22 protein-coding genes are annotated in these 26,064 nt (G+C 72.4%); 14 read left to right on the forward strand and 8 right to left on the reverse strand.

Annotation, left to right across the window (positions count from 1 at the left end; all coding sequences use genetic code 11):
• Positions 1–41 precede the first annotated feature (41 nt).
• Positions 42–1,865, reverse strand: coding sequence for an OmpA family protein (locus WME89_RS10305; protein ID WP_438009045.1), 1,824 nt, complete (start codon positions 1,863–1,865; stop codon positions 42–44).
• A 68-nt stretch (positions 1,866–1,933) separates the two neighbouring features.
• Here WME89_RS10305 and WME89_RS10310 point away from each other — a divergent pair, with 68 nt between their 5' ends.
• Together WME89_RS10310 and WME89_RS10315 are read left to right on the forward strand one after the other, a co-directional pair.
• Positions 1,934–4,369, forward strand: coding sequence for a FecR domain-containing protein (locus tag WME89_RS10310; RefSeq protein ID WP_438009046.1), 2,436 nt, complete (start codon positions 1,934–1,936; stop codon positions 4,367–4,369).
• Positions 4,366–5,913: a protein kinase domain-containing protein gene (locus WME89_RS10315; protein WP_438009047.1), complete on the forward strand. Its 1,548-nt coding sequence runs from the start codon at positions 4,366–4,368 to the stop codon at positions 5,911–5,913. The genes WME89_RS10310 and WME89_RS10315 overlap by 4 nt, the downstream gene beginning before the upstream one ends.
• 289 nt (positions 5,914–6,202) lie before the next feature.
• Here WME89_RS10315 and WME89_RS10320 read toward each other — a convergent pair whose 3' ends face one another.
• Positions 6,203–6,814 (reverse strand): tRNA (pseudouridine(54)-N(1))-methyltransferase TrmY, encoded by a 612-nt coding sequence (locus tag WME89_RS10320; RefSeq protein ID WP_438009048.1) that lies wholly within the window; start codon positions 6,812–6,814, stop codon positions 6,203–6,205.
• 336 nt (positions 6,815–7,150) lie between these two features.
• On the opposite strand from WME89_RS10320, the gene WME89_RS10325 reads away from it, so the two are divergent.
• The 6 genes from WME89_RS10325 (at position 7,151) to WME89_RS10350 (ending at position 11,816) form a co-directional block, all read left to right on the forward strand.
• Complete coding sequence (locus WME89_RS10325; RefSeq protein WP_438009049.1) at positions 7,151–8,227, forward strand: glycosyltransferase family 2 protein; 1,077 nt, start codon at positions 7,151–7,153, stop codon at positions 8,225–8,227.
• A 103-nt stretch (positions 8,228–8,330) separates the two neighbouring features.
• On the forward strand, positions 8,331–8,969 hold the full coding sequence (locus tag WME89_RS10330; RefSeq protein ID WP_438009050.1) for a methylthioribulose 1-phosphate dehydratase: 639 nt from the start codon (positions 8,331–8,333) through the stop codon (positions 8,967–8,969).
• A complete protein-coding gene (locus WME89_RS10335; protein ID WP_437652361.1) occupies positions 8,966–9,508 on the forward strand; it encodes a 1,2-dihydroxy-3-keto-5-methylthiopentene dioxygenase in 543 nt (180 codons plus the stop codon). Before WME89_RS10330 ends, WME89_RS10335 begins: the two co-directional genes overlap by 4 nt.
• Before the next feature lie 2 nt (positions 9,509–9,510).
• Positions 9,511–10,212 carry an acireductone synthase gene (gene mtnC / locus WME89_RS10340; RefSeq protein WP_438009051.1) on the forward strand — a complete coding sequence of 234 codons (702 nt, stop codon included), beginning with the start codon at positions 9,511–9,513 and terminating at the stop codon, positions 10,210–10,212.
• A 267-nt stretch (positions 10,213–10,479) separates the two neighbouring features.
• The gene (locus tag WME89_RS10345) at positions 10,480–11,106 is read left to right on the forward strand and encodes a class I SAM-dependent methyltransferase (RefSeq protein ID WP_438009052.1); all 627 of its coding nucleotides are present in this window, start codon (positions 10,480–10,482) and stop codon (positions 11,104–11,106) included.
• A 125-nt stretch (positions 11,107–11,231) separates the two neighbouring features.
• Positions 11,232–11,816: an O-methyltransferase gene (locus WME89_RS10350; RefSeq protein ID WP_438009053.1), complete on the forward strand. Its 585-nt coding sequence runs from the start codon at positions 11,232–11,234 to the stop codon at positions 11,814–11,816.
• Positions 11,817–11,873: 57 nt separating this feature from the next.
• On the opposite strand, the gene WME89_RS10355 is transcribed toward WME89_RS10350, so the two are convergent.
• The 6 genes from WME89_RS10355 to WME89_RS10380 all read right to left on the reverse strand — a co-directional run bounded on the left by WME89_RS10355 (position 11,874) and on the right by WME89_RS10380 (position 20,226).
• The gene (locus tag WME89_RS10355; protein ID WP_438009054.1) at positions 11,874–12,869 is read right to left on the reverse strand and encodes an IS110 family transposase; all 996 of its coding nucleotides are present in this window, start codon (positions 12,867–12,869) and stop codon (positions 11,874–11,876) included.
• Positions 12,870–13,300: 431 nt separating this feature from the next.
• On the reverse strand, positions 13,301–15,181 hold the full coding sequence (locus WME89_RS10360; RefSeq protein ID WP_438009055.1) for a prolipoprotein diacylglyceryl transferase: 1,881 nt from the start codon (positions 15,179–15,181) through the stop codon (positions 13,301–13,303).
• Complete coding sequence (locus tag WME89_RS10365; RefSeq protein ID WP_438009056.1) at positions 15,178–16,581, reverse strand: hypothetical protein; 1,404 nt, start codon at positions 16,579–16,581, stop codon at positions 15,178–15,180. The genes WME89_RS10360 and WME89_RS10365 overlap by 4 nt, the downstream gene beginning before the upstream one ends.
• A gap of 400 nt (positions 16,582–16,981) precedes the next feature.
• A complete protein-coding gene (locus tag WME89_RS10370) occupies positions 16,982–18,268 on the reverse strand; it encodes a NosD domain-containing protein (RefSeq protein WP_438009057.1) in 1,287 nt (428 codons plus the stop codon).
• Between the two features lie 247 nt (positions 18,269–18,515).
• Positions 18,516–19,517, reverse strand: a complete 1,002-nt coding sequence (locus WME89_RS10375; RefSeq protein ID WP_438009058.1) for a hypothetical protein — start codon at positions 19,515–19,517, stop codon at positions 18,516–18,518.
• Positions 19,518–20,049: 532 nt separating this feature from the next.
• Entirely contained in the window at positions 20,050–20,226 is a 177-nt protein-coding gene (locus WME89_RS10380; protein WP_437624975.1) for a hypothetical protein, read from the reverse strand.
• A gap of 599 nt (positions 20,227–20,825) precedes the next feature.
• Here WME89_RS10380 and WME89_RS10385 point away from each other — a divergent pair.
• The 6 genes from WME89_RS10385 to WME89_RS10410 all read left to right on the forward strand — a co-directional run bounded on the left by WME89_RS10385 (position 20,826) and on the right by WME89_RS10410 (position 25,744).
• Entirely contained in the window at positions 20,826–21,200 is a 375-nt protein-coding gene (locus tag WME89_RS10385) for a hypothetical protein (protein ID WP_438009059.1), read from the forward strand.
• A 514-nt stretch (positions 21,201–21,714) separates the two neighbouring features.
• Complete coding sequence (locus tag WME89_RS10390; protein ID WP_438009060.1) at positions 21,715–21,969, forward strand: hypothetical protein; 255 nt, start codon at positions 21,715–21,717, stop codon at positions 21,967–21,969.
• Positions 21,947–22,378 carry a type II toxin-antitoxin system VapC family toxin gene (locus tag WME89_RS10395; RefSeq protein ID WP_438009061.1) on the forward strand — a complete coding sequence of 144 codons (432 nt, stop codon included), beginning with the start codon at positions 21,947–21,949 and terminating at the stop codon, positions 22,376–22,378. Before WME89_RS10390 ends, WME89_RS10395 begins: the two co-directional genes overlap by 23 nt.
• Positions 22,379–23,153: 775 nt before the next feature.
• The gene (locus tag WME89_RS10400) at positions 23,154–23,813 is read left to right on the forward strand and encodes a hypothetical protein (protein ID WP_438009062.1); all 660 of its coding nucleotides are present in this window, start codon (positions 23,154–23,156) and stop codon (positions 23,811–23,813) included.
• Positions 23,810–24,637: a hypothetical protein gene (locus WME89_RS10405; protein WP_438009063.1), complete on the forward strand. Its 828-nt coding sequence runs from the start codon at positions 23,810–23,812 to the stop codon at positions 24,635–24,637. The genes WME89_RS10400 and WME89_RS10405 overlap by 4 nt, the downstream gene beginning before the upstream one ends.
• A gap of 405 nt (positions 24,638–25,042) precedes the next feature.
• Positions 25,043–25,744 carry a hypothetical protein gene (locus WME89_RS10410; protein ID WP_438009064.1) on the forward strand — a complete coding sequence of 234 codons (702 nt, stop codon included), beginning with the start codon at positions 25,043–25,045 and terminating at the stop codon, positions 25,742–25,744.
• The last annotated feature ends 320 nt before the right edge of the window (positions 25,745–26,064 follow it).

Genomic DNA, 26,064 nt, shown 5'->3' on the forward strand with positions numbered 1-26,064 from the left:
GGCGGCGGCGGTGGGACGACGGCGAGGGCGCGCCGGGCGCGTCACTCAAGCGGGCCGTCCTTCCAGCCGGCTGCGCCCTCGTCCGTCCGTTTGCGGATCTGGAACTCCACGCGGCGGTTCGTCGCCCGGCCGTCGCGGGTGCGGTTGTCGGCGATGGGGCGGCGCGCGCCGAAGCCGCGCGCCTCGAGGCGGCGGGCGTCGATGCCGTGCGCGGTCAGCCACGCGACGACGGCGAGCGCCCGGCGCTGCGAGAGGCGCAGGTTCCCCTGATCCGAGCCCTGGTTGTCCGTGTGGCCGTCGACGGCGACCCGCGCGATCTCGGGGTGCTCCTCGAGGACCGCCGCGACCTCGGAGAGCAGCTCGAAGCTCTCCGGCTCGATCTCGGCCCGGCCCGTCGGGAACTGCACCTGCTGCAGGATGACGATCTGCGAGCCCTCGATGCGCACCGCGAACGGGCAGCCGTGCGTCGCGCGGTCCTCGCTCGGCTTGCCGCGCTCGTAAGGGCAGGCGTCCTCCACGTTCGGGATGCCGTCGCCGTCGGTGTCCGCGGGGCAGCCGTGCCGCGAGGTGGGGCGCGGCGCCGCGCTCGCGGAGCCGCCCGACGGCGGCCGCGACGCCGCGCTCGCGGGGGGCTCGTCGGCGGCCGCGGTGCTCACGCCCGGCACGTCCGGGCAGCGATCGTCGACGTCGTAGATCCCGTCGTCGTCCCGGTCCGGCGGGCAGCCGCGCCGGAACGCCGGCCGCGCGCCGGCCGCCACGGCCGGCGGGCGCGCCTCGCCGATGACCCGGGGACACGCGTCCTCCGCGTCGGGGACCGAGTCCCCATCGAGATCGGCGACCGGCGCGGGCGACCGCGCGGCGCCGCCGTGATCGGCGCCCGCCGCGGCCGCGGGCGCCGTGGCCGCGGCCGCGGCGGCGGGCGGCGCCGGCAGGACGTCCGCGGCGAGGCCGAGCGCCGCGAAGAAGCGCGCCTTGGGCGTGCCGGGCAGCCGCCCGAAGCCGGGGCCGGCGCCCGCGTCGACCGTGAGCGGGCCGAGCGACCAGCGCGCGGTGAGCAAGAGCTCCGCGCCGGCGCGGCCCGGGACCTGGAGCGGCACGCCGGCGCGGCCCGGGACCTCGACCGCCGGCGCGCCGGCGGCCGCCCAGACGGAGAGCTCCGACCCGAGCTGCAGCGGGCCCTTGCGGACGCCGACCCCCGCGGCGACGAAGACCTCGCTGCCGGTCAGGCTGTCCCCCGAGTCCTGCTGGAACCGGCCCCCCGCCGACGCCGCCCACAGGAAGCCCGGGTGCTCCGCCCCGACGAGCACGCGCGGCGCGTAGCGCACGGCGCCCGCGCCGGAGAACGCCGCCTCGTCGCCGGTCGGCAGCCAGACCGAGAGCCCGAGCGCCGCCGCCGGCCGGAGCCCCTGCTGCGGCAGCAGCGCCACCCTCCCGCCCACCTGGAGATCCCCGAGCGAGACGCCGCCGGCGGGCGCCGTGACGCTGATGCCCCCGACAGCGCCGGACGCGCCGCCCTGGTCCAGCACGAGCGGCGCGTCGAGGTCGAGCTTGACCCGGCGCATGAGCTCGATGCTCGCGAGCGCGTGGAGGATCGCCTGCCTGTCCACCCACGTTACCGCGCCGGGGGGATCCGTCCCGCGGATGCTGAGCGGTTGATGAGAATAGGAGAACAGAAGTCCGACCGCCGGCCGGAGATCGCCCGACACGACGGCAGAAGGCACAGTGGACAACCCGTCGCCCGCGGGCGCGGGAGCGAGCCTGTCGAGCGCGGTGGCCTCCTGCGCCGCGGCCGGCATGGAAAAAGCCGCGGCGAGCAGCGGGGAGGCCAGGAGGGGCGCGAGGACGCGCGCCGACCAATACGCCATCGGTCTGCTCGTATCCCATTGCCTGGTCTCTTGCAACGCCGATCTCGATCCGGTAGCGTGCCGCGGGCGTGGCATCGTCAAATGGCCTGTCCGTCGCTATCGCGGTGCTCCTCGGCTGCGCCAGCCACGTTGGTTACACCGGCGCGGCGAGCGCCAGAGAGCCGACGCCCGGATATCCAGAGGCGGTCATCCAGTGGGGCGTGCAGCGCGGAGAGACCTGCGATGACATCGCAAATGTCCTCTACGGCTCGTCCAGCCATGTCGGGCTGATCCAGCGGTACAACCGCGTCGCGTGCGGCCCGGGCACGACGCTGGCCGAGGGGCTCACGCTCGTCCTCCCGGCCGAGGTGACGTCGATCCCGGACGCGAAGATCCGGTCGCTGCGCCCGGACGTGCGCGCGCGCCCGGCCGGCGGCGCCTGGTCGCCGGCGACTCCGGGGATGCCCCTCCTCACGAACTCGAGCGTCAACACGCTGGACGCCGGGCGGGCAGATATCGAGTTTGTGGATCGGACTCGGGTGCTCCTCGCGCCCAATACGCTCGTCGTCATCTACGGTACCGCGAGCCGAACCCGGGTGTCGAAGACGCCGCCAGCGGCCGTCGAGCTCTCGGACGGCGAGGTGAAGGCGGCGCTCGCCGCGCTGCGCGGCCAGTCGGTCGACGTCGTCACGGGCGAGGGCGGCCGGGTGAGCGCGTCGTCGCGCGACACGGTGGTGCAGCGGCGCGGGGAGCGGACGACGGTCGCTGTGTTCGACGGCAAGGCGGGGGTCAGCTCGGGCGGCCTCTCCGTCGTGGTCCCGAAGGACCATGGCACCCGGTTCGTGGGCAGGTCGCCGCCCGCGCGCCCGCGCCCGCTGCCGTCGGCGCCGGAGTGGACGTCCGCGGGCGTGCCGGCGATCGCGCTCGCCCCGGCGGGGCTCGGCGTCCTGTCGGCGTCGTGGAAGCCGGCGCCGCAGGCGGCCGGCTACCGCGTCGAGGTGGCGCGCGATCCGGAGCTCAACGACCTCGTCGTCCGCGAGGAGGTGAAGCCGGACGTCGTGTCCTTCCGCGCGGAGAAGATGCCGGCCGGCACCTACTTCCTCCGGGTCCGGGTGATCGACCGGGAGGAATACCTCGGGGTGGGCGCGGTGCGCCGGCTCCACCTCGTCGCCGCGCAGGCCGCCGGGGGCGTCGCCCCGTCGGCGCAGGAGATCACCGCGAGCCCGTACGGGATCGTCGAGCTCACGCCGTCGCCGGCGCTCGAGCTGGCCATCGACGGCGGGCCGTTCGGCCCCGTCCCCGAGCGCATCGACCTGCTCCAGCGTGCCCCGCGCGAGCTCCGGCTGCGCGAGCGCGGCAGCGTCGAGGCGGAGCTCGCGCGGGGCGCGGTGACGTCGCTCCCGGTCCGGTACACGAAGGTGAGCGCGGCGGTCGAGGCCTCGCGGGCGGCGGACGGCCGGGCGCTCGAGGCGCGCGTCGCGCTCGAGGGGCTCGAGGGGATCGACGTCGCGCAGCGGGTGGAGCCGCGGCTCATCGCCCACCTGCCGGGCGGGGTGCGCTCCGCCGCGCTCACCGGGGGCGATCGCGGCGGCCCGCTGACCGCGCGGATCCCGCTGCCCGGCGAGGCGGCGCGCCCCGGGGAGCCGCTGCGCGTCCGGCTCGACGTCGTCGACGGCCGCGGCGGCGTGCTCGGCACGCGCGAGGTCGAGCTGCCGGCCGCGGGGCCGGCGCCGGCGGCGCCCCTGCCGGCGCCGCCGGCCGCGCCCGTGCTGGGCGCGTACCTCCCGCTGCTGCCGGTGTCCGGGGTCTCCGACGTGCTCTGGCTCGCGCCGACGCCGCCCGCGGTGGTCGCCGTGGGCGCTGCCGCGGCGCGCTCGGGGGGCGGCTGGGTCGCCGCGGGGCAGGTGCGCGCGAGCGGCGCGGTCGGACCGGTGGGGCTCGACGTCGCGCTCCGCTCGAACCCGGCCGGCGACGGCGAGGCGGCGGGCAGCGCCGGCTGGCTCGGCGCGCGCGTGCGCGTCCTGCGCCTCGGCCGATCGGCGTTCGAGCTCGCCCCCACGCTCCGCCTGGGCGTGCCCCTGACCGACGCGGGCCCGCCGGTCCGCGTCGAGCCCGGGGTCGCGCTCGGCGGCGCCTCGGGCCCGCTCACCTGGGTGGTCGACGCCGGCGCGCGCATCCGCGCAGCCGCGGCAGGCGACGCAGCGCGCGGCGACGGCAGCGCGGCGGGCGGCGACGGCAGCGCGGCGGGCGGCGGTGAGCTGGCCGCGCCGCCCGCGCAGGGCTTCCTGGTGGCGGGCGTGACGGCCGACGCGACGCCGTGGCTCCGGCTGCACAGCGCGCTGGATCTGCACCTCGTCCACCGGGACGCCGGCGCGAACGACGTGCTCGGCGGGCTGTCGGCGGGCGCGGAGGCGGGCGGCGCGCTGTTCGGGGCGCTGTCGGTGCGGGCGAGCCCGTGGCGCGAGGCGGGCGAGGGCCCGCTGACGGCGCAGATCGCCGTGGGCTTCCGCGAGGCGTCGCCGTGAGCACGGACGACGGGGCGCGCCGGCCGCCGGACGGGGGCGGGGAGGCCGAGCGCACCGTGCTGGCCGACCGCACCGTGGTGAAGGCTCCGCGCGCGCCGGGGGCCGCCGGCCGTGTCGGGCCGGACCGGCCGGCTTCCGGTCGGCCGCCGGCCGCGGCGGAGACGCTCCCCTCGGAGGAGCCCGGCGCGGGCTCATCGCAGCGGGGCGGCGTCGGGCGCGTTCTCGGCGGCAAGTACAACCTCGTGCGGCTGCTCGGCGCCGGGGGCATGGGCGAGGTCTACGAGGCGGAGCACGTGCTCCTCGGCGTTCCGGTCGCGGTGAAGACCATGCACCAGCACATCGCGGCGCTCCCCGAGAGCCGGCGGCGGTTCCTCCGCGAGGCGCGCGCAGCGTCGCGGCTCGTGCACCGGAACGTGGTCAAGGTGCTCGACCTCGGGGGCGACGAGGACGGCGGCGACGGGCTGATCTACCTCGTGATGGAGCTGCTCAAGGGGCAGTCGCTCGCCGCGCGGCTCCGGGCCTCGCGCGAGCTCCTCGGCCTCGCGGAGGTGGCGTCCATCTTCGCGGACATCCTCGACGGCGTGGGCGCCGCGCACGCGAGCGGCATCGTGCACCGCGACCTCAAGCCGGAGAACGTGCTGCTCGCGGAGCAGGACGGGGAGCGCATCGCCAAGGTCGTCGATTTCGGCCTGGCGCACCTCGACGACCCGCTCGACGCCGGGCCGACGCTCACGTCGAAGGACATGGTCGCGGGCACCCCGGAGTACATGAGCCCGGAGCAGTGCCGCTCGCTCGCCGTGGGCCCGAGCTCCGACCTCTACGCGTGCGGGTGCATTCTCACGGCGATGTTGCAAGGGCGGCCGCCGTTCACCGGGCTCCCGGCGATCGAGCTCATGGCGATGCACATGTTCTCGATCCCGCCGCCGCTGGTCCGGCCGCCCGGGGCGCCGCCGGTCCCGCCGCTCCTGGAGCGGCTCCGGCTGGATCTGCTGGCCAAGCTGCCGGAGCGGCGGCCGGAGAGCGCCGCGGCGGCGCGGGCGCGGCTCGCGGAGGCGATGTCGCAGGAGGCCGAGGCGCGGCGGCTGCCGGCGCGCAAGGGGGAAGCGTCGCCCGGGGAGCGGGGCGAGCGGGCGCCGGCGTGGCCGGAGAGCGAGACAGCGGCGCGGCTCGATTCAGCGCCGGAGCACGCCGTCGCGCTGCTCCGGCTCGCGCCGGCGGGGCAGGGGCTCAGCGAGGCGTGCGAGATCGGGCTCGACGCGCAGGGGATCCACCTCACCGAGGTGCCTGACGCCACGGCGCTGGCCGAGTCGGGGCTCGGCGTGGCCTTGATCGACGCCGGCGCCGACGTGGACGCTGCGTGCGCGCTGCTCGAGGCGCTCGGCCGCGCGGCGCCGAGCGTGCGCGCCGTCGTCTGCGCGGCCGGGCTCTCGTCGGACCGGATGAACGCCCTCGTCGCGGCCGGGGCCGCGGATGTCGCGCGCTATCCGGTCGCGCCGGACGTGCTGTCGCGCAAGATCGCGCGGGTGGTGCGCCGGGGGCGGTAGGTCCGCGTCGCTCGAGGACGACTTCGCGGTGGCGAACCGTTGCGATCCGGCGCCTTCCCCGGGACTCTCGAAGCGAACGACGTCTCCGCACTCCCGGGTGGCCTCGACCAGAGTTTCGAGCGGGTCGCGAAGGAACGCCGCCGCCGCTCCACCATTTCATTGGAAATCGGAGCGCAAGCTCGAACTGCGCCCGAAATGTGCGCACCCTCTGCCAACTGCCTCCCAACCAATGAACTCGACCTCATCCACCATGGATTGATGAGTTGCGTTCTTGCGCCACCTGCGACATTCACGTCACTTGCGCCTCCCGCGCGTCACGGCGATCGAGCTCGTTGCACACGATCACCACGGCATCATCCGCGTGGACGCTGACCGGTCCGACGCCGACCGCCGTGGCCGACACGGAGGCGAGGCGCGCGCGCGTCACGTCGTCGAAGCCCAGGTGATCGCCGAGGAAGAACACCGGGGCCGGCGCGTCGAACGGCACCTCGCGGACATCGGTGGCCCCCTCCTCGAGCACGTAGGGCGTCATCGGCCCGAGATCGGCGAGCACCGCCTCGAGCCCGCCGTCGGCGAGCGCGATACCCGCGCGGATGGGCACGAATCCTTCCCTGTCGGACGGGGTCGCGAGCGCCTTCTGCACCGTCTTCGCGAGGTGCCGCTCATCCGGACGCAGGAAGCGGACGGCCTCCCCCTCCACACGAAGCGTCCTCGGTGCGCGCGGCCCCCCGAGCAGGACGAGGTAAACGACGGTATCGCGGCGCACCCCATGGGACACGAGGAGCGCCGCGCGCACGCAGCGGAGGAGCACGTCGAGCCGACCGCTCGTCCCCGGCAGGTCGACGAGCAAAAAATCGGGCGAGGCCGTGGCCCGCTGCCCAACCACGACGAAGCGACGCATGACGCTCGCTTCTAGCACGCTCCGTTGACCGCTCGCGGCGAGCTGCTTCGTGACCAAGCCCGCCGAGCTCGACAGCTTCCTCGCGGCGGTGGAGGGCATCGGGACGTTCTGGCGAAGCTCGAGGCGTTTCTCCGGGAGCGCGGCATCACGAGCAAGGTCTGGCGCCGGTGTGTGCAGCCCGAGCCCAGCCGCCTGCTCACCCGCGATCCCGGCTCTCCCGCGCAGTGCAGTTTGCTCCGGTCGACCCCGCCATACGTCCTGGCACCGCGCTTGTATCGGCCTCCCGCGAGGCCAGGCGGCGGGTCTATCCGGCCCGCGGAGGGCCGGAGGGAGATCATGAATCCAGCAGCGAGCGCGCCCCGCGGCGGGCGCCTCACCCTGCGGCCGCTCGCCGAGCGGCCGCGGTGCAGCATCGTCATTCCCTGTTACAACGAGGAGCGCTACATCGAGGACGTCCTCCGCTGCGCCCTCCGGCAGCGTTATCCGACGGATCTCCTCGAGATCTTCGTGGTCGACGGCGGCTCGCTCGACAGGACACGGGAGATCGTCGCGCGCATCGCGGCGGACGAGCCGCGGGTGACGCTCCTCCACAACCCCGCCCGGATCCAGGCCGCGGCGATGAACATCGGCATTCGCCGAGCGCGAGGCGAGGTGATCGTCCGGATGGACGCGCACGCCGAGTACGCCGACGACTACGTCGCCGCGTCGGTCGCGGCGCTCCGCAGGACCGGCGCGCTCAACGCGGGCGGCGCCGCGCGGCCGCGCCACCGGAACGGCTTCCAGCGGGCGCTCTGCGCGGCGCTCTCGAGCCCCCTCGGCGTGGGCGGCTCCGCCTACAGGGACCCGTCGCGCGAGGGGTTCGTCGAGTCCGTGTTCAACGGGGCCTTCCGGCGCGAGGCGTTCGAGATCGCCGGCCTCTACGACCCGGCCGCGATCACCAACGAGGACGCCGAGCTGAACCAGCGCATCATCGAGGCCGGCGGCGCGGTCTACCTGTCGCGGGAGATCGTCGCTTACTACTACCCGCGGTCGTCCTTCGCGGCGCTCGCGCGGCAGTACCTCGCCTACGGCACGGGGCGCGCGCGCACGCTGCGCTGCCGCCGGCGGCTCCTGTCGCTCCGGCCGATGCTGCCGTTCTGCATGGTGACGGCCTTCGCGCTGCTCGCGCTCGCCTCCGCGCTCCTCCCGTCCGTGCGCCCCGCGCTCGCGCTCGCCTCGCTCGCCTATGCCGCGCTCGTCATGGCGGAGTCGCTCCGGCTCGCGCGGCGCGGCTCGCCGCGCGATTTCCCTTTGCTCTGCGGCATCTTCCCCACGCTGCACGCCGCGCACGGCCTCGGCTTCTGGGCCGGCCTGCTCCGCGGCGCGCGGGACCGCGCGGGCCGGCGCGAGGCCGAGCGCCTGCCGGCGCCGTGAGCAGCGCGGACGGCGGCGCGTCCGCGGGCGATCCCCGGGCTCGCCGGCTCGATCCGGGGGCGGGCGCGTTGATCGGCCGGGGTCCCTTTGGTATCGTCGCGCGGTGAGCGCGCGCGGGACGTCGTTTTCATCGTTCTCTTCGGTCGCTACCGAGCTCATTGCGCTGGCCCGTTGGTGCCACGAGCGCGGCTGGACGCCGGCGACGAGCGGCAATTTCTCCGCCCGGCTCGGCGACGAGACGCTCGCGATCACGGCGTCCGGGCGGCCCAAGGGGTCGCTCGTCCTGTCGGACATCGTCGTCGTCAACACGGACGGTCGCCTGACGGGGCCGTCCGCGGGCCGCCCGTCGGCCGAGACGGCGCTCCACTGCCAGCTCTACCGGCGCTCCCCCGGCGTCGGCGCGGTCGCGCACACCCACTCGCGCGCCGCGACGGTGCTCTCGCGCCGGTGCGCGCACGAGGGGTACGTGACCCTCGCGGGCTACGAGGTGGCCAAGGCGCTCTCCGGGGTGACGACGCACGACGACACGGTGCTCCTCCCCGTGTTCGTCAACACGCAGGACATCGGGAAGCTGGCCGAGGACGTCGAGGCGTTCATGTCGGCGCACCCGCCGGTGCACGGCTACCTCATCGCCGGCCACGGGCTTTACACGTGGGGAGCGGACATCGTCGACACGAGCCGCCATATCGAGGCGCTCGAGTTCATGCTCGACTGCGCGCTGCTGGAAGGGAGCATTTCATGAGCTTGCTGCGGGTTTACCGGGAGAGCGATCCGACGAAGGCCGAGGAGTACACGACGTTCGAGGACATCGCGCGCGTCGCCGCCGCGTCGCAGATCCGCTTCGAGCGCTGGTCCGCCGAGCGCCCGCTGCCCTCGGGGACGTCGCCGGAGCAGGTGCTCGAGGCGTACGCTGGCCCGGTGAAGCGGCTCTCCGAGGCGTGCGGGTTCGTCACGGCGGACGTGATCTCGGTCGGGCCGAACACCCCGAACCACGGGGAGATCCGGCGGAAGTTCCTCGACGAGCACATCCACACCGAGGACGAGGCGCGCTTCTTCGTCGAGGGGCGGGGGCTGTTCTGCATCCACCAGGGCGAGCGCGTGCTCTCGTTCCTTGTCGAGAAGGGCGACCTCATCAGCGTTCCGGCTGGAACGCGGCACTGGTTCGACATGGGGCCGGCGCCCTCGTTCACGTGCATCCGCTGGTTCTCCGACCCGAAGGGGTGGGTCGCCGAGCACACCGGGTCGGACATCGCGTCGCGCTTCCCGCGCCTGGAGGCGTGAGCGTGGCCGCGATCCCGGCGCGCGCGGTGCTGGTCGACATCGAGGGGACCACGACGGACGTGAGGTTCGTCCACGAGACGCTGTTCTCCGTGGCGCGCAGGGATCTGGCCGCGCACGTGTCCGCGCACGCCGGCAGCCCCGAGGTCGAGGCGGCGCGGGCGGCGGTAGCGCGCGAGCGGGGCGTCTCCGAGGGGGCCGTGAGCGACGGAGAGCTCGCGGCGGCGCTGCTTTCGTGGATCGACGAGGATCGCAAGGAGACGTCGCTCAAGGCGCTGCAGGGGAAGATCTGGCGCGGCGCGTACGAGTCGGGGGGGCTCCGGAGCCACGTCTATCCGGATGTGGAGCCGGCCCTGCGGAGGTGGCGGGATCTGGGGGTGACGCTGGCGGTGTTCAGCTCCGGATCGGTCGAGGCGCAGGTGCTCCTGTTCCGGCACTCGACGGCGGGGGATCTGACCGGGCTGTTCACGAGGTTCTTCGACACGACGACCGGGCCGAAGCGGGAGGCGGTAGCCTACGAGCGGATCGCGGAGGCGCTCGGGGTGCGGCCAGGAGAGGTGCTGTTCCTGTCCGATGTGGCGGCCGAGCTGGACGCGGCGGTCAAGGCCGGGATGCGCACGGTGCAGATCCTCAGGCCGGGGACGGCGCGGGACGCGGGGGGGCGACACGCGGTCGCGGAGAGGTTCGACGAGGTCGCGGTGGAGTAGGGCCCGGCCGGCGGCAGCGGAGCCAGCGGTGGAGGGGGTGCGGCGCGGGGGGGCGGCGGGGCGGTCCCACAAACTCGCGCCTTTTGGTGGCTATTGCCCCGGGAACCGGGGGGGAGAGATCTGGGGGCGACTCGCTGCGGTGCGGGCCGGCGCTCGGGGTTTGTGGGGGCCTGCCCCGCCGCCCCCCCGCGCCGCCCCCCCTCCACCGCTGGCTCTCTCGGTCGCGTACGGGAGAGTGGGTGTTGAGGACGGTGGGAGCGAGGGGCAATGAGCGTCAAGGAGAGCTATGATCGCGTGGCCCGGACTTACGTGGAGACGTTCTTCCACGAGCTCGAGCGGAAACCGTTCGATCGCGAGCTGCTGGATCGGTTCGCCAGAGAGGTCGCTGGACGCGGGCCCGTCTGCGATATGGGGTGCGGGCCAGGACAGATCGCCGCCTATCTGGCGTCGCGGGGGGTCGAGGCGCTCGGCGTCGATCTGTCGCCCGAGATGGTGGCGCACGCCGGACGGCTGAGCCCCGGTATCCCGTTCCGCCAGGGAGATATGCTGTCCCTGGACGTGCCCGACGAGGCCTGGGCAGGGATCGCCGCGTTCTACTCCATCATCCATGTCGGACGACGGAACGCCGTGCGCGCCCTGGGAGAGATGCAGCGCGCGCTGCGCGACGGTGGACTGCTCCTGCTCGCGTTCCACGGAGGCCAGGAGGTCATCCACCTCGACAGCTGGTGGGAACAAGCAGTCTCGGTGGACTTCACCTTCTTCGAACCAGACGAGATGACGGGATACCTGAAGACGGCCGGCTTCGCCGTCGAGGAGTGCCTGGAGCGGGCGCCGTACGACTTCGAGCATCAGAGCCGGCGCATCTACATCCTCGCGCGAAAGCCAGCACCCTGAGCCCCTTCGCGCGGAGCCGCAGCCCTGGCGAGATCGTGATCCGTGGCTGGTCCGAAATGCCCCGCGCCGCGCAAGCCCATGCTGTAGGGTAGCGCCCGCTCGCTCGAGCGGAGAAGGAGCCTCTCATGAACGACCTGGAGCACCTGAACCCGCCTGCTCTGCTCGACGCGATCGAGCGGGCCAGCGCCGAGATCGGCTTCAACATGGCCAGCGACAGGCAGACAGGGTCGCTCCTGCGCACGCTCGCGGCCGCCAGGTCCGGCGCCTTTCTCGAGCTCGGCACCGGCACAGGGATCTCGACGTGCTGGATCCTCGATGGGATGGATCCTCGCTCCACGCTCACCTCCGTGGAGAGCGACGAGAAGGTCCAGGCCGTGGCGCGGCAGCACCTCGGCGGCGACCACCGCCTGACGCTCGAGAACATGGATGGCGAGGCCTTCCTGCGCTCGCTCCGGGAGCAGCGGTTCGACTTCATCTTCGCCGATACATGGCCTGGCAAGTTCTACGCCCTCGACGAGGCGCTGGGCCTGCTCAAGCCCGGCGGCCTCTACATCATCGACGATCTGCTCCCTCAGCCCAACTGGCCGGATGGACATGCGCCCAAGGTGGCGGAGCTGATCGCCACCCTCGAGCGGCGTGAGCACCTCGTGGTGACCAAGCTTTGCTGGTCGTCAGGGCTGATCATCGCGACGAGAGTCGAGCGCGCCTAGGACACCGAACGGGTTGAAACCCCGAGAAAATGAACCACAGAGCAGCCGTGTTCTTTGTCAAGCAGCGGCCTGCCAAGGCCGTGCTGCCTTCGCCATCGCGTTGAGGATGGTGAGCAGCTTGTGCATGCAAGCCGTCATGGCGACCTTGTAGGGCTTCCCCGCGGCTCGCAGCCGGTCGTAGAAGGCACGAATGACGGGGTTGCATCGCACGGCGGTGACGCTGGCCATGTAGAGCATCGAGCGCACCGAAGCGCGGCCACCCCAAATCGCTCGCCGTCCCTTGGCCTTGCCGCTGTCGCGGTTGAACGGCGCGACGCCAACGAGCGCCGCGATCTGCTGGCGGCTGAGCGTTCCCAGCTCAGGCAGGTCGAGCAGCAGCGTGCGCGAGGTACCAGGCCCGACACCGGGCACCGAGCGGAGCAGCTCGTCCTTCGCCCGCCATACCGGGCTCTGTTCGATCTTGGTCTTCAGCTCGTCGTCGAGCTTCTCCAGCTCCTTCTCGATCGTCTTGATCACGCGCTCGATGCTGGCGACGACACGCGCCACCTTACGCGGACCGATGAGGCCAGAGAGGCGGTTCTTCTCCGCCACGAGCATGCCGGTCAGCTGGCGCCGGCGCGCCAGCATCAGCTCCAGCTCGATGGTCGTTGCCTCGGGCATGGGCGTCAGCGGCGGCTGCACGGCGGCTGCGAAGTGCGCGATGCATCGGGCGTCGAGCCGATCCGTCTTGGCCTGCCGGCCGGTGGCGCGCGCAAAGTTGCGGATCTGGAGCGGGTTAACCACGGCCACGGGCAGGCCGGCAACGCTGAGCGCGGCCAACACGGCCATCTCCAGGCCCCCCGTCGCCTCCAGCACCACCAGCGCTGGCCGCAGCTCGTTCAGACGGCGAACCAGCTCTTGCAGGCCGTCCTCGTCATGCGCGAGGCGCGCGTCCGCGGCCTCTCCGTGCACGGCCCAGTCCAGATGCTCCTTGGAGACATCGATCCCTACGAACCCGCCCACGTCCGTCCCTTCCTCTCTCCCCTCTGTTACAACCCGGCCCCGGTCGCCCATCCTTGCGAAATATGCGAGCTTTCCCTCAGGCAGCCGTACGGGCTCATCCAGGACCTACGGCGCGGCGACCCATGCTCTGTGACGGTCTCCAGACCAAGACACAAACGGTCTACCGCGCGTAGCTTTTTGGCCGCTCCCCGCGAACTTGTCCACAAACCCACAGGTTGCCGGTCTCCCCCCCGGGCCCCCCCTCGGTACGACGACGACGTGGATCGAGTACCCTCGCGGAACATACAAGGCACAGAGGCACAGAGGCACAGAGCTTTTTTTGTTGTTCCTCTGTGTCCTCTGTGCCTCTGTGGTTCAAATCTCTTCATTCCCTGATCGGTGCCAGGCGCCGGCCACGCCCGCAAGGAGCAGCGCCCTGTCTTGCCGACAACGAGCGCAAGGTCGTCGCCGTGCTCGATGAGAAGATCGAGCTGCTGCATTCCTCAGAGCAATCCGGTGCCGATCCACACCCCGGGCTCGTACGCGACGAGCGTGTCCACATCGTTCGAGCCGAGCACGAGAAAGCTCGCGGGAGAGAAACCGACGAACAGGTGCGATCCGATAGGGAACTGGATGCCCCACGCGAAACGGGCGCCCAGGGCGCCGACGCCCTCGAAATAGGGGGATTCGAAGAAGACGCGGTGGTAGCCTGGCGTGATCCCGACCGACATCTCGACGTGCGAGCCGACCGCCATCACGAACCGGAGCGGCACGCCGATAGCCAGCTGGTCGGCGTCGGCAGCAAAGAGGCCCCGGAGCTCGACGCCCATCTCGAAGCGGTTCGTGTCGCTCACGCGGAGGCGCGCCACGGCGCCGAGATCCAGAGACACCCCGTCCTCGACAGCGAAACGGGCCGGGACAAAGTAGCCGGAGAGCCCGACCGAGAGCGCCATCCGGCGCGCGTTGGCCTCCGCCTGATGGTTCACCTCGGGGCTCGCCGCCGCAGGTTTCGCCGGCGCGTCCGGCGTGCGCTCGGGCGGCTGTGCGGCAGGCGGGGGCGGCTGTGCAGCAGACGCAGGCGGGGGAGAGTAGGGCGGCGGGTAGCCGCCGGCCGGAGGCGGCGCGTAGGGATAGGGCGGCGGGTAGCCGCCGGCCGGAGGCGGCGCGTAGGGATAGGGCGGTGGGTATCCGCCGGCCGGAGGCGGGTACGGCGGTGGGTATCCGCCGGCCGGGGGCGGGTACGGCGGTGGGTATCCGCCGGCCGGGGGCGGGTACGGCGGTGGGTATCCGCCGGCCGGAGGCGGGTACGGCGGTGGGTATCCGCCGGCCGGGGGCGGGTACGGGTAGGGCGGCTGGTATCCGCCGGCCTGGGGCGGGTAGGAGGGCGCCGAGGGGCCTCCCGCGGGGGCCGGCGGGTACGGGGAGGCCGCGGGCGGCGGCGCCGGAGCAGGCGCCGAGCTCGCTCCCGCGGGCGGAGCCGCCGTCGGCGCCGCGCGGGGCGCCGGCTGGGCCGCGGCGTCGCCCGCCGCGAGGCCCAGGGACGCGAGCGACAGCAGCGCGGGCACCGCCGCCGCGGCGCGGCGCCCGCGGCGAGCGCGTAGGGCCACCGCCGCGAGGCCGAGCATGAGCGCCAGCGAGACGAGCTGGGCGGTGCTGAGCCCGCCGTAAACGCCGCGTCCGGCATCGCCGCGGACCAGCTCGATGATGAACCGCCCCGCGGCGTAGAGCGCGAGCCAGGTCCCGAACGCACGGCCGTCCCGATGCCCCCGGACGAGCCAGACGGCGGCGATCGCGCTCGCCAGCGCGCCGAGCGCCGCCTCGTAGAGCTGCGTGGGATGCACGGGCAGGCTCGGCGCCCCGAGGGGCACCCAGCCGGCCGCGGCGTGGTCCATCGCCGCCGGGCTGCCGGCGGGGAACCGGACGCCCAGCGCGCCGGCCGTGACGCGGCCGTAGTCGCACCCCGCGAGGAAGCACCCGGTGCGCACGCAGGCGTAGGTGACGCCGAGCCCGGGCACGAGCCGGTCGAGGAACGGGCGCACGGCCGCGCGGTGGCGGAGCAGGACCAGGCTGGCCACGACGACGCCCGCGAGGAGACCGCCATATGCGGCGCGGCCCGCGTGGAGCACCGGACCCCACGAGCCCCGCGCGAGCGCCTCGGGCGCGGCGCGCAGCGCCTCGAAGACGTAGCCGCCCAGCAGCGCCGCGACGTAGCCCGAGAGCAGCGCGCGGCCCTCGACGGCGACGTCGCCCCGGTCCCGGCGCACGAGCCAGAAGAACGCCATCGCCCCGAGGAGCCCCGCGACGGCGACCATCACCGCGTACGTCGGCGAGAGCCACGGCGGCAGACCGTGGCGCTCCAGCCAGAGCATCACGGCGCCGCTCACGCCCGCCTCCGGATGCGCAGCAGCATGTAGCCCGCGGGCACGACCAGCCAGAACGCGGCGCCCAGCGGCGGCGGCGCGCCCGGGCGGCCCCCCTCCAGGTCGCGCCGGCCGGCGCTCAGGCGGCAGGTCGTCGACGGATCACCGTCCTTGGCGTTCTTGCAATCCTGGTTGCAATCGCTGCAGTTCTGGTTGCAATCGCTGCAATTCTGATTGCAGTCGCTGCAGTTCTGGTTGCAGCCCGAGACGTCCTCGTTGCAGCCCTTGCAGCCGCCGCCGCAGCCGTCCGAGTCCGTGTCCGTCGTGCCTCCGGAGGGGACGCTCGGGACGCCGGCGGAGACGGTCGGCCTGCCGAACTGAAGACAGCGATCGAGCACCCCCATGCAGCCGTCGTCCGCGGCGAACGCGAGCGCGCCGTCGCGGCCCGCGATCGGCAGCGCGGTGCAGGCGCCGCTGCCCGCGGAGTAGACGCACTCCTTCACCCCTTCGATGCTCATCAGCGCGAGCACGCAGAGCGCCTCGGCGTTCAGCGCGCCAGCGTTCACCCACGAGCACTCGGCCTGCGCATCCGCGAACGCCGGGTCCGTACGCTCGTGATCGCAGGAGCCGGCCACCGCGCAGGTGCACACGTCCCGCACGTCGGCGGCGCACTCGGCGATCGATCCCGGCAGGTGGTAGGGGTTGAACTCCACGGATCTCGGCTCGATCCGGGGTCCTCCGGTGATCACGACGGCATCGCCCGGAGGGCCGGTGAGCGCGGGCGAGCCCGGGGGCGAGAGGGCACCGAGCGCGACCAGCCACGCCGCGTTCACGTACACGGTACGATCCAGGGCGACCACGCCCGCGGGCAGCCCGGTGACGCGGATGAGGTCGTGCGCATCGGCGCGCCGCGCGAGCTCCGCCAGGATGACGCCGGCCCGGCCGTCGAGCGCCGCGTCCTCGAGCTGCGCGGTCTCCGGCGACGCCGGCTCCCCCGCGAGGACCGGCCGATCGAGCGGCCCCTCGGGCCTGCGCTCCGGCGTGACGGACGCGCTGGACGGGACGGCGCGCAGCACGAACCCCTCCGCGGCAGGCTCGAGCGCGCCGAGGACGATCGCGTCCTCCCCGCGCTCCTCCCGCGCCGCGTCCGCGCTGCGGACCAGCGCCGGGACGCTCGCGATCTCCGCGTCGTCGATGGCCGTCTCTCCTCCCGCCGCGCGGTGCGCCTCTTCCAGCCGCACGGCCAGATCGTGGAGGGCTTCCTCGGGCAAGGCCGCGAGGACCTCCGGCGCGGCGCTCAGCGCGTCCCGCAGCGGCAGGTCGTCGTAAGGCGGTGTCTCCGCGCCGCACGCGCCGAGCGCGGCGATCGCAAGCAGCCCAGCGGCACAGCGGATCGCTCTTCCGATGACGATGTTCGCGCGCATTCGCCCCCTCGCTCCCCGAGCGTACGGACCCTGACTGGACACGTCGCGCTCAGCCGCGCGGGCGCATCGCCGGTGAGGACACCGCCGCGAGGAGACCAACGACGAGCGTGCCAGAGGGAGCGGCGCTGGCCAAGGCCCATGTGGAGGAGCGCCGAGCGGGAGCTCGCGCCGAGCGCGGGACGCTCCTTCAACGAGGCACCCCGGACTCCGACATCACGCGGGCCTGGCGCCATGGTGGGATACCGCCTCGAGGCGCTGGCCTCGGGAGAGCCCATGCCCGAGGTGACCCGCCCCGGCTGCCAGGCGAGCGGTGATCACCGCAGGTCGAGCCGTCGTCGCGCGGAGCGGGTCACAGGACGAGGCCCGGCGACCCTCGTGATGGCGCGGCAGCCCTCCGGCGCTACCAGGAGCCCAGCGCCCCGCCGTGGGCGCCCGCGGCGACGTGCTCCTCGCCGTCCTTGCCCAGGCAGCCGGCCGTCAGCGCCGGCGAGCCGGCGCTCAGGTGGAAGTCACCCGCGAGCAGATCCGCGAGGATCGGGTCAGCGTCGATGTTCCCGTCCTGACCGGGCACGATCACGTTGCCCAGCCGCTCGTTCTCGAAGAGCACGTTGCACCGCACGCGCCCGCGCTGCACGTGCTCCTGCTCGAGCGCGGCGCCGTTCGCGATGATCACGTTGTTGACGACATCGAGCTCCGCGGCGTCGGCGGCGATCGCGTGCTCGCGGTTCTCGTAGAAGACGTTCTGGGCGACGACCGCGTGATCCTGCAGGTGACTCCCCACGAAGCCATGCTCGTTGTGGATGAACACGTTGTTGCGGACCACGGCGAGCGCGTGGAAGTAGAGCATCACGCCGATCTCGTTGCCCTCGATGATGTTCTGCGTGAGGAGCAGCGACGGACGCTCGCAGTCTTCCCAGTTATCCCCGCTGTGGCCGTCCGCGTAGACGGCGGCGGCGTACCAGTTGCCCGAGCAGCCCAGCACGTCACGCGAGCAATCCCCTGCCGAGCCCACGTTCCGCAGCGTGAAGCCCCGGACGACGGCGTTCTGGGCGCCGGTGTAGTCGATGAGGTTCTCGCCCAGCCCCTGCCCGTCGAGCACCGTCTTCGTCGCGCCCGCGCCGACCAGCTTCACGCCCGAGCGCAGGCGGAGGTGCTCGTGGTACTCCCCCGGCTGGACGAAGACCGTATCGCCATACGCCGCCGCGTCGATGGCCCCCTGGATGCTCGGGTAGACATCCGGCACGACGAGCACGCGCGCCTCGCCCGGGATCGGGAGCGAGCACCCCGCCGTGCCCGTGCTCGCGTCCAGCACCTCGCCGCCCTCGTCGAGCGCCACCGCGGAAGCGAGCGCCGCGCCGTCGGTGGCCAGCGTGATGGTCGGGCCGGTCGCGCTCTCGACGTCCAGCACCGCCGGAGCGTCCGATGTCACGAGCAAGCGGTCGAGGAGCACGCGCTCGCCGCCGGGCACGCGAAGCCGCAGCGCGGAGGAAGCGCCCTGCGCCGAGCCGTCGGTGCCGCCCGGCGCGTCGTCCGGCCTGCTCGCCCCGCCTGGCTGCACGGGGCTCGAGGGCTCCTGGACATCCCGCCGTGTCGAGACCTCTGTACCACACGCGGCGATCCACACCGTGGCGCAGATCGCTCCGAATCGGGAGATGGTGCTCATGGCGGTGAGAACGGCAAGTGCCATGCCATTCCGCTGAAGGCGAAAGCAACGGTATCGGCCGCGATCCAGGGGCCGCGTGTGCCACGCTGAGCCACGCGCCTGGCGATGGTGACGGTCAATCGCTGAGCCACGTGGTGGCCGTCGCCGGCCGGCTGCAGGGCTCATGACCCGAGCCGCTTCCCCCGCGCCGTCGTCACCGTCCAATCGTTCATCGCGCGGATGCCTCGGGGTATGAAGAGCTTGTCGACGTGAGGCGTCAGGTGCTTGAGCGTCAGGGGCACGTCGCCGCGTCGTCGTTGTCGATCAGGTCCGCTCGTGGAACCCCGGTCCGCTCACGGAGCTCTTCGGCTTCACAGGTGGGGAGCTTCGGGTTGTACGTGATCTCGAGACGGTAGTGGATCCGCTCGAGCGAAGAGAGCCCATCGATGCGGGTGAGCTCCGGGTTGTTCGAGATGATGAGGCTTTGCTCGATCGCCTGGAGCGCAGAGAGCCCATCGAGGGAAGTGAGCACGGGGTTGCTCCCGATGGTGAGGTCCTGGTAGATCGTCGCGAGCGCCGGGAGCCCCTCGAGGTTTTCGAGGTTCGCGTTGTCACTGACGAGGAGGGTGGCGAGCTGACTCAGGCCTTCGAGGCCCTGCAAGTTCTTGAGACCCGGGTTGTACTTGAGCTCCACTGCGCCCGTGGCGGTCAGGTTGCGCAGCCCGGCGAGGCTCACCAGGGCGGGGCTGTTCTCGATCCGGACGCCGCCAGCGCGCACCGTCGTCAGGTTCTCGAGCCCGCCCAGGTCAGCGAGGCGGAGGTTCGAGTCGATGGTCAACGCGCCCCCCACGGTCTTCAGGCCCTGAAGCCCCGTCACGCTCGCGAGCGCATCGTTGCTCTCGATCGTCAAGCTCGCCCCGATGGACTCGAGCCGCTCGAGCCCCTCGAGCGTGGAGAGGGTACGCGTGTACCGGATGTCGACCGAGCCCGTGACGTGCCGTAGACAGCCAAGGCGTTGCAGCCGATTCACCCCTTCGCCGAGCTCCAGGTCCCCCTGGACTTCCGAGATGAGCGGCAAGTCGTCGACCTCGATCTGGTGCTGCAAATACAGCGAGCCCGAGCTGGGCCGCGCCGTGGCGCAGTCCAGCTCCGTGGGCGTCCCCGCGCTCCCGCCGGTTCCTCCCGGAGCCCCGCCGGTGCCGCCCGGGGCCATGCCGCCCGAGCTCGCTGCCGCGCCGCCGTCGCTCGACCCAGCCGAGTCGAACAGGCCACCCGGGCCGGAGCCTTTGCCCATGGTTCCGCCCGCGCCGCTTCCTCCAACACCTCCGCCCGCGGAGGAGCTTGCCCCTTCACTGTCGCCCGCGATGCCTGGAGCGTCAGGAGACGTCCTACCGCAAGCCGATGGGGCTCCTGCTGCGACGAGTCCTGCCGCTGCAATCCAGACCCGCCTGCTACACACCGGCATCATCGAGCCTCCGCTGCCCAGTATATATCCAGGCGATGCCCTGGGGCGAGGGGTGGCGCCCGGTGAAGCCTCGCGGATCGAGCCCACGCCGTCACGCGCGCCGAATTTGCGTTACCATTCAAGTTGTTGAGTGGGGCAAAAATCGTGTCGCCGGGTTATCGCGACGCGCACGAGGCGCTTGCGCGATGCGCGCGAGTCATGCAGCTTTTATGGAGCGAGGTCACGGGCCGTGGCAACATGCTCCCGCGCCTCGCGCGGCCTCCGGTGCGCGGTTTCATCGGCTCGTCGTTCTTGGGCGATAGGTCTTTGATGGCGGGTTATCGAGAAGTTCTGGATGGTGTACAGCGTTGACAGAGCTGAGCTACTTGCGGACCAGCTCGAACGGTTCGCACACGCGAACGTCCACCAGCTCGCCGGGCAGGTCGCCAACCTGGACTTCTGGCTGGACGAGGCTGCCCACGCCCTGCGCACGATCGATGAGTACCCGCAGCGGTTCAGTCGCCTTCGCGAAGCTCAGGTCGGGTGGGTCAAGGCGCATGGAACAAAGGTCTCGGGGTACTGCCCGATCTGCGGAGGGCGCTGCGAGCTCGGCCCACAGACCCCACCAGCGCCTACCAGGATCCCGTCGGAGCAGATGGAAGCTGCCCGAGGCAGAGTTCGCGCCTCGGTTTATCGGTTCTTGCTGCGCTGCTACCGCTCCGGGCTGCTGGATGAGGCTACCGTGCGTGCAGCGTGCGAAGGCATCGGAGTCGTTGCTGAAGCTGAGGACCTGGAGCGCGCCTGAGATGACGCCAGGAGCGGGGCGCCGACTCCTGATGGGCTCGAGTTGAACGCCACGACGAGGGACGCAAGCTCTCGCGCTCCGGTGGACGTTCCCGCCGCGGAGAGCCGCCACGGGAGGGGCCGTCAACGCAGCGGCGGGTCCTGGGGCGACATCCGCGGCGAGGAGGACGAGCCTCGCGCTCGGACCGAGCCCCGCGAGCACCGAGCTCACCCGGAACCAGAGGCCGAGGAGCAAGCTCTCGCGCGCCTTGATGACGGCGAGGAGCCTCAGCGCGTCCGGATCGCTCACGTCGGTGCGGAGCGCCGAGACCGCGTGCTCGCGCGCGCCGCTCACGTCCGGCGCCAGAGGAGCACGTGCCCCATGAGGACGAGCGCGTCGGCGTGCTCAGGCTCGGCCTCCAGCGCGGCGCGCGCCCAGCGCTCGGCGTCGTCGACGCGGCCGCGCGCGAGGAGCGCATCGCCGAGGGGGACGAGCGTCTCGACGTCCTCCGGGGCCAGCTCGAGCGCCAGGATCAGGAGCTCGACGGCGCGATCGTCGCGATCAGGGTACCGCGCGACGGCGGCGAGGGCCGCGGAGGGGCGCGGGGTCCGATGGAGCGAGGCACGGGCCGTGGCAACATGCTCCCGCGCCTCGCTCGGCCTGCGGTGCGCGAGCAGGCGCGGCCGAGGACCAGGTGCGTGAGCGGCGCCGCGGGGGAGAGCCGGGGCGCGCCGTCTGCGCCTCGATGAGCGCCGCCCCGAGCCGCTTCCGCCGCAAGAGGGCCACGGCGAGCAGCGCGTCCGCGCGCGGCTCGTCCGGATCGAGCGTGAGCGCCCGGCGGAACCCGTCGATCGCGGCCACCACGACGATGTTGGGCCGCCGGCATCATGCTGCGCGGGTGGGCCTGCGTGACCGCGGTCTCCCAGGCCCGACGAACGAGAGCCGTGGACACGTGAGCAGCGGGAGCGCCATCCACCGGCGCCTGCCTCGCTCTCCATCGGGGCCCGCTTCCACGGCCAGGATGCTCGGGGTCTCACGACGACGGCGCTCGGTCCGCCGGGGATTGCGCTCGACCGGGCAGGGGTGGGGTGCAGTCCGGCGCAGGTGCCGCTTCTACTCCAGCGATCCCTGCGCCACCGTTCGCTCCGAGGCTGCCCTTGACGGGCGCCCGGCCTCCAGCGTTGCCTGCGTCCCCAGAGCGGCTGCAGCGGCGGGAACGGCGCGACGTGGTAGACTGGACAGCGGCGAAAGTGGAGGTCGGGCATGATGGACGCCGAGCAAATCTTCGAGGAGATCCGTAGTCTTCCGACCGATGCGCAGCGCACGCTCATCGAACGCATCGTTCGGGAGCTTGGCGGCACCCCGAGCGAGCCGGCGGGGCTGGCGAGCCCATCGGACGATCCGTTCCTGGGACTGCTCGCTGACGAGCCGGAGCTCGCCGACGAGATCCACCATGTCGCGATCACGTCGCGCCACCAGGGGCGCGAGGCTTTCAATGGCGACGAGAACCATTCTTGATACGGACATCTGGTCCGAGATCCTCAAGGCGAAGGATCCGACCGTCGCAGAGAGGGCGCGCAAGTATCACGCGGAGCTAGGGCGCTATACGCTCTCGGTGATCACCGTCATGGAGGTAGTCTACGGCTATTCACGCGTGGGTCGTGACGATCGGATTCAACAGTTCTTGTCGCTGCTGGCGCGAGCAGAGGTTTTGTGGCTCGACCCCACGGCAGCCGAGCTCGCGGGCCGGATCCGAGCCGATCTCGAACGCCTGGGGAGCAAGTTGACGATCGAGGATACCCTGATCGCAGCGACGGCGATCCGTCACGGGCTTCCCGTCGCAACCGGAAACACGCGTCATTTCGTCAAGATCCAAGATGCGGGGTACCCGCTCGTGCTCGAAAACTGGAGAGAGCCTAGCTTGTGAACCCGCAGGGTACTCAGGACGCCCTGCGGTACGCATAGGGCCCAACATGCCGGCAAGCGTATTCACCGAGCATGGGCGGTGGTCGCCCCGGCGGGCCTCCTTGCAGGCCAACCCCGCCGGACTGGCCTTGGCCCCCTCTGCCTCCGGCGCCGCCCTTGCCCGTGATGACCTGGATCTCTTGGAGGATCAGCTTGCTGCCCGGATGGGCGAAGATTGCGATGCTCGCGCCGCCCGCGCCGCCGCCCGAGCCGCCCGACGCGCCGCCTAGCGCCGCGTTGCCGCAGGCGCTCCGGCCACCCGGCGCGCCGCCGCCCCCGCCATCCCCTTGGCCGGGTGCTCCCGTACCGCCTTGGCCTCCGGGCACGCCTTCCCACCCGGCCTCGGTGAGGCGTCCACCCCGGCCGCCAGCCGCTAGCACCGGGCTCGCCCGGTGCACCATCTTGCCCATCGCATCCGTGCTCGCACCGGGCGCCGTCCTTCAGGCCCGCGCCGCTCAGGCGGGCGTCGCTGGGGTTCGCCGGTGTGCCCTCGGCCATCGGGGCGCTGCGCGGCTTGCCGGCACCTCGTCTGCCGCTCGCTTGTGGTGGGAGAGCGCGCATGGTACGCGCCTCGACAGCTTGCTGGTGGCGGAATGCCGCCAGCCATGGGTCAGCGAGGGTGGGATGGCGAAGCGCGCGGCTCAAGAGCTTGTGGCGGTCGTGCTCGTATGGCTGACCGGGTATGCCGTGGTCCCCGGATGCGTCATCCGGGTGGGCCCAGGGGATGGGGACGGGGCGTGGCCTGGCTCCGCCGACGGGGACAGCGCCCCGAGGACGGCGCGGGCGGCAGCGGTCCCGTCGACGACGGTACGGGCGGCAGCGAGGCCGTCGACGAGGGCACGGGCGTCAGCCCGGAGGAGCAGCAGCTGGTCGAGGATGCCTACGCGCAGATCGATCCAGAGGAGCTGGCGTTCGCTTCAGCCTTGGCCGGGAACATGACGTGCGCGCTCACCGGTGCGGTCGAGTCCGCGCAGATCGATCCGGCCACGCTCGATGACGAGACCCTCAGGGCGCTCCTGGAGCAGTACGCGCCGGGAGCGCTGGAGCAGGCGCGGGCGTGGCTCTCGGGCACCGATCCGTCAATGCTCGCATACACGGTGATACCAAAGTACGAATGCGAGGCAGACTACGGCTGCGAACGTCAGCCACGGTGCCAGCAGGGCTACATACCTGCCATGAGTCATCGTTGCATCATCAACGACTGCGGGAAGGCGAAGTGCCCCACCTACCCGGACTTCGTGAACGAGCTCCTGCAGAACATCGCCATACGGTCGTGGTGCTCTTACGTCTGCGTCAAGACCGGGACGTCGCCGTCCGAGGTCGTCGCCGTCGGCGCCGGCGCCATCTCGGCGCTCAGGAACATCTACTTCGGACCCGTCTGTATGCCGTATCCGTGAGCCGGAGAGACGATGCCGTGAAGCCTACCCAACCGCGAGAGCCGCGCACCATGCGTCGAACATCGAAGCATGACGACAAGGAGGGCGAGGCCCTCGACAACGCGTTCGACCTGCTGCGTGAGATGACCTCGGCCCGCAGGCTGTCGACCCTCGTGAGACGACCGACGCGCCCGGAAGTCCTCCAGGCGGCCGACGACTACATCGCGTATTTCCCGCTCGAGCAGCCCCGCGAGCGAGCGCGCGAGCTCCGGGAGGCGGTTCTTACCTGGAGAGAGGGCGAGGAGATCCCGCAGGCGGTCCATGAGGCGGTCCGGCGTTTCTGTCTTTCGCTTGGCATAAGGGAGCCTGCCTGCGGCTGGGAGAACGACGACGGCTACCAGGTCCGGGCAATCGATCGCGAAACGGACGAAGCGGAGCCGCCGCCCAAAACGGAGACCACGGCCGCGCCGCGGAGCTACAGCGATGCGTCGAAGAAGGCGGCCCAGCTGGCCCAGGCACTCGCGGGCGCAGTGAACGTCGCTGAACTGCTCGCCTCGCCCTCGCTGTGGGCCAAGGCGACGCCGTGGCCATCGCGAGAGCACCTGGTCGAGCACGTGGACCAGCTCCTGTCCGCCTTCGGAGCGGAGCTTGCTCAACAGAAATTCGCCGCGCCCGCCCGGAGGCTCCGCGCGCTGCTGTCGGCCTGGGAGCCGGGGCCCCATGTCCCCGCCGACGTCTCGGAGGCCGCCCGCGATCTCCTTGCCGCGCTGGGCATTGAGGAGCCACCCAACGGGCGGGACGCGCCCGAGGGGCCGCCGGAAGGGCCGAGCAACGACAGCGGATGAGGCCTGCTATCCGGCTGCGCTGCGCGTGACCCGAGCGCACGACGCGCGGTGGACGTCCCCGCCGCGGAGAGCCGCCACGGGAGGGGCCGTCAACGCAGCGGCTGGGCCCTGGGGCGACATCCGCGGCGAGGAGGACGAACATCGCGCTCGGACCGAGCCCCGCGAGCACAGAGCTCACCCGGAACCAGAGGCCGAGGAGCAAGCTCTCGCGCGCCTTGATGGCGGCGACGAGCCTCAGCGCGTGAAACATCTACTTCGGACCCGTCTGGATGCCGTATCCGTGAGCAAGAGAGACGATACGTGAAGCCGACCCAACCGCGAGAGCCGCGCACTATCCGTCGAACATCGGACCGTGACGACAAGGAGGGCGAGGCCCTCGACAACGCCTTATACCTGTTGCGTGAGATGACCTCGGCTCGCCGGCTGTCGACCCTCGTGAGACGACCGACGCGCTCGGAAGTCCTCCAGGCGGCCGACGACTACATCGCGTACTTCCCGCTCGAGCAGCCCCGTGAGCGAGCGCGCGAGCTCCGGGAGGCGGTCCTCACCTGGAGAGAAGGCGAGGAGATCCCGCAGGCGGTCTACGAGGCGACCCGGCAATTCGTGCTCTCCCTCGGCGTACGGGAGCCCGCCTGCGGCTGGGAGAACGACGACGGCTACCAGGTCCGGGCGATCGATCGCGACACGGACGGCGCGGAGCCACCGCCCGAAGCGGCGTCCGCGGCCGCGTCCCGGAGCTACAGCGATGCATCGAAGCAGGCGGCCCGGCTGGCCCAGGCGGTGGCGGGCGTCGTGAACCTCGCCGGCGCGCTCGCCTCGCCGCGCCTGTGGGCCAAGGCGACGACGTGGCCGTCGCGAGAGCACCTGGTCGAGCACGTGGACCAGCTCCTCTCCGCCTTCGGAGCGGAGCTCGAACAACAGAAGTTCACCGCGCCTGCCCGGAGGCTCCGCGCCCTGCTGTCGGCCTGGGAGCCGGGGCCCGAGCTCCCGGCCGACGTCTCGGAGGCCGCCCGCGAGCTCCTCGCCGCGGTGGGTATTGAGGAGCCACCCGGCGGGTGGGACGCGCCCGAGAGGCCGCGGGAAGGGCCGAGCAACGACAATGGCTAAGGCCTGCTCGCCGGCTGCGCTGCGCGTGACCTGAGCCCACGACGCGCGGTGGACGTTCGCGCCGCGGAGAGCCGCCACGGGAGGGGCCGTCAACGCAGCGGCGGGTCCTGGGGCGACCCCCGAGGAGGACGAGCCTCGCGCTCGGACCGAGCCCCGCGAGCACCGAGCTCCACCGGAACCCGAGGCCGAGGAGCAGGCGCTCGCGCGCCTTGATGGCGGCGAGGAGCCTCAGCGCGTCCGGATCGCTCACGTCGGTGCGGAGCGCCCAGACCGCGTGCTCGCGCGCGCCGCTCACGTCCCCCGCGCCGGAGGAGCACGTG

The organism is Sorangium sp. So ce321 (genome assembly GCF_051530195.1).
GTDB lineage: Bacteria > Myxococcota_A > Polyangia > Polyangiales > Polyangiaceae > Sorangium.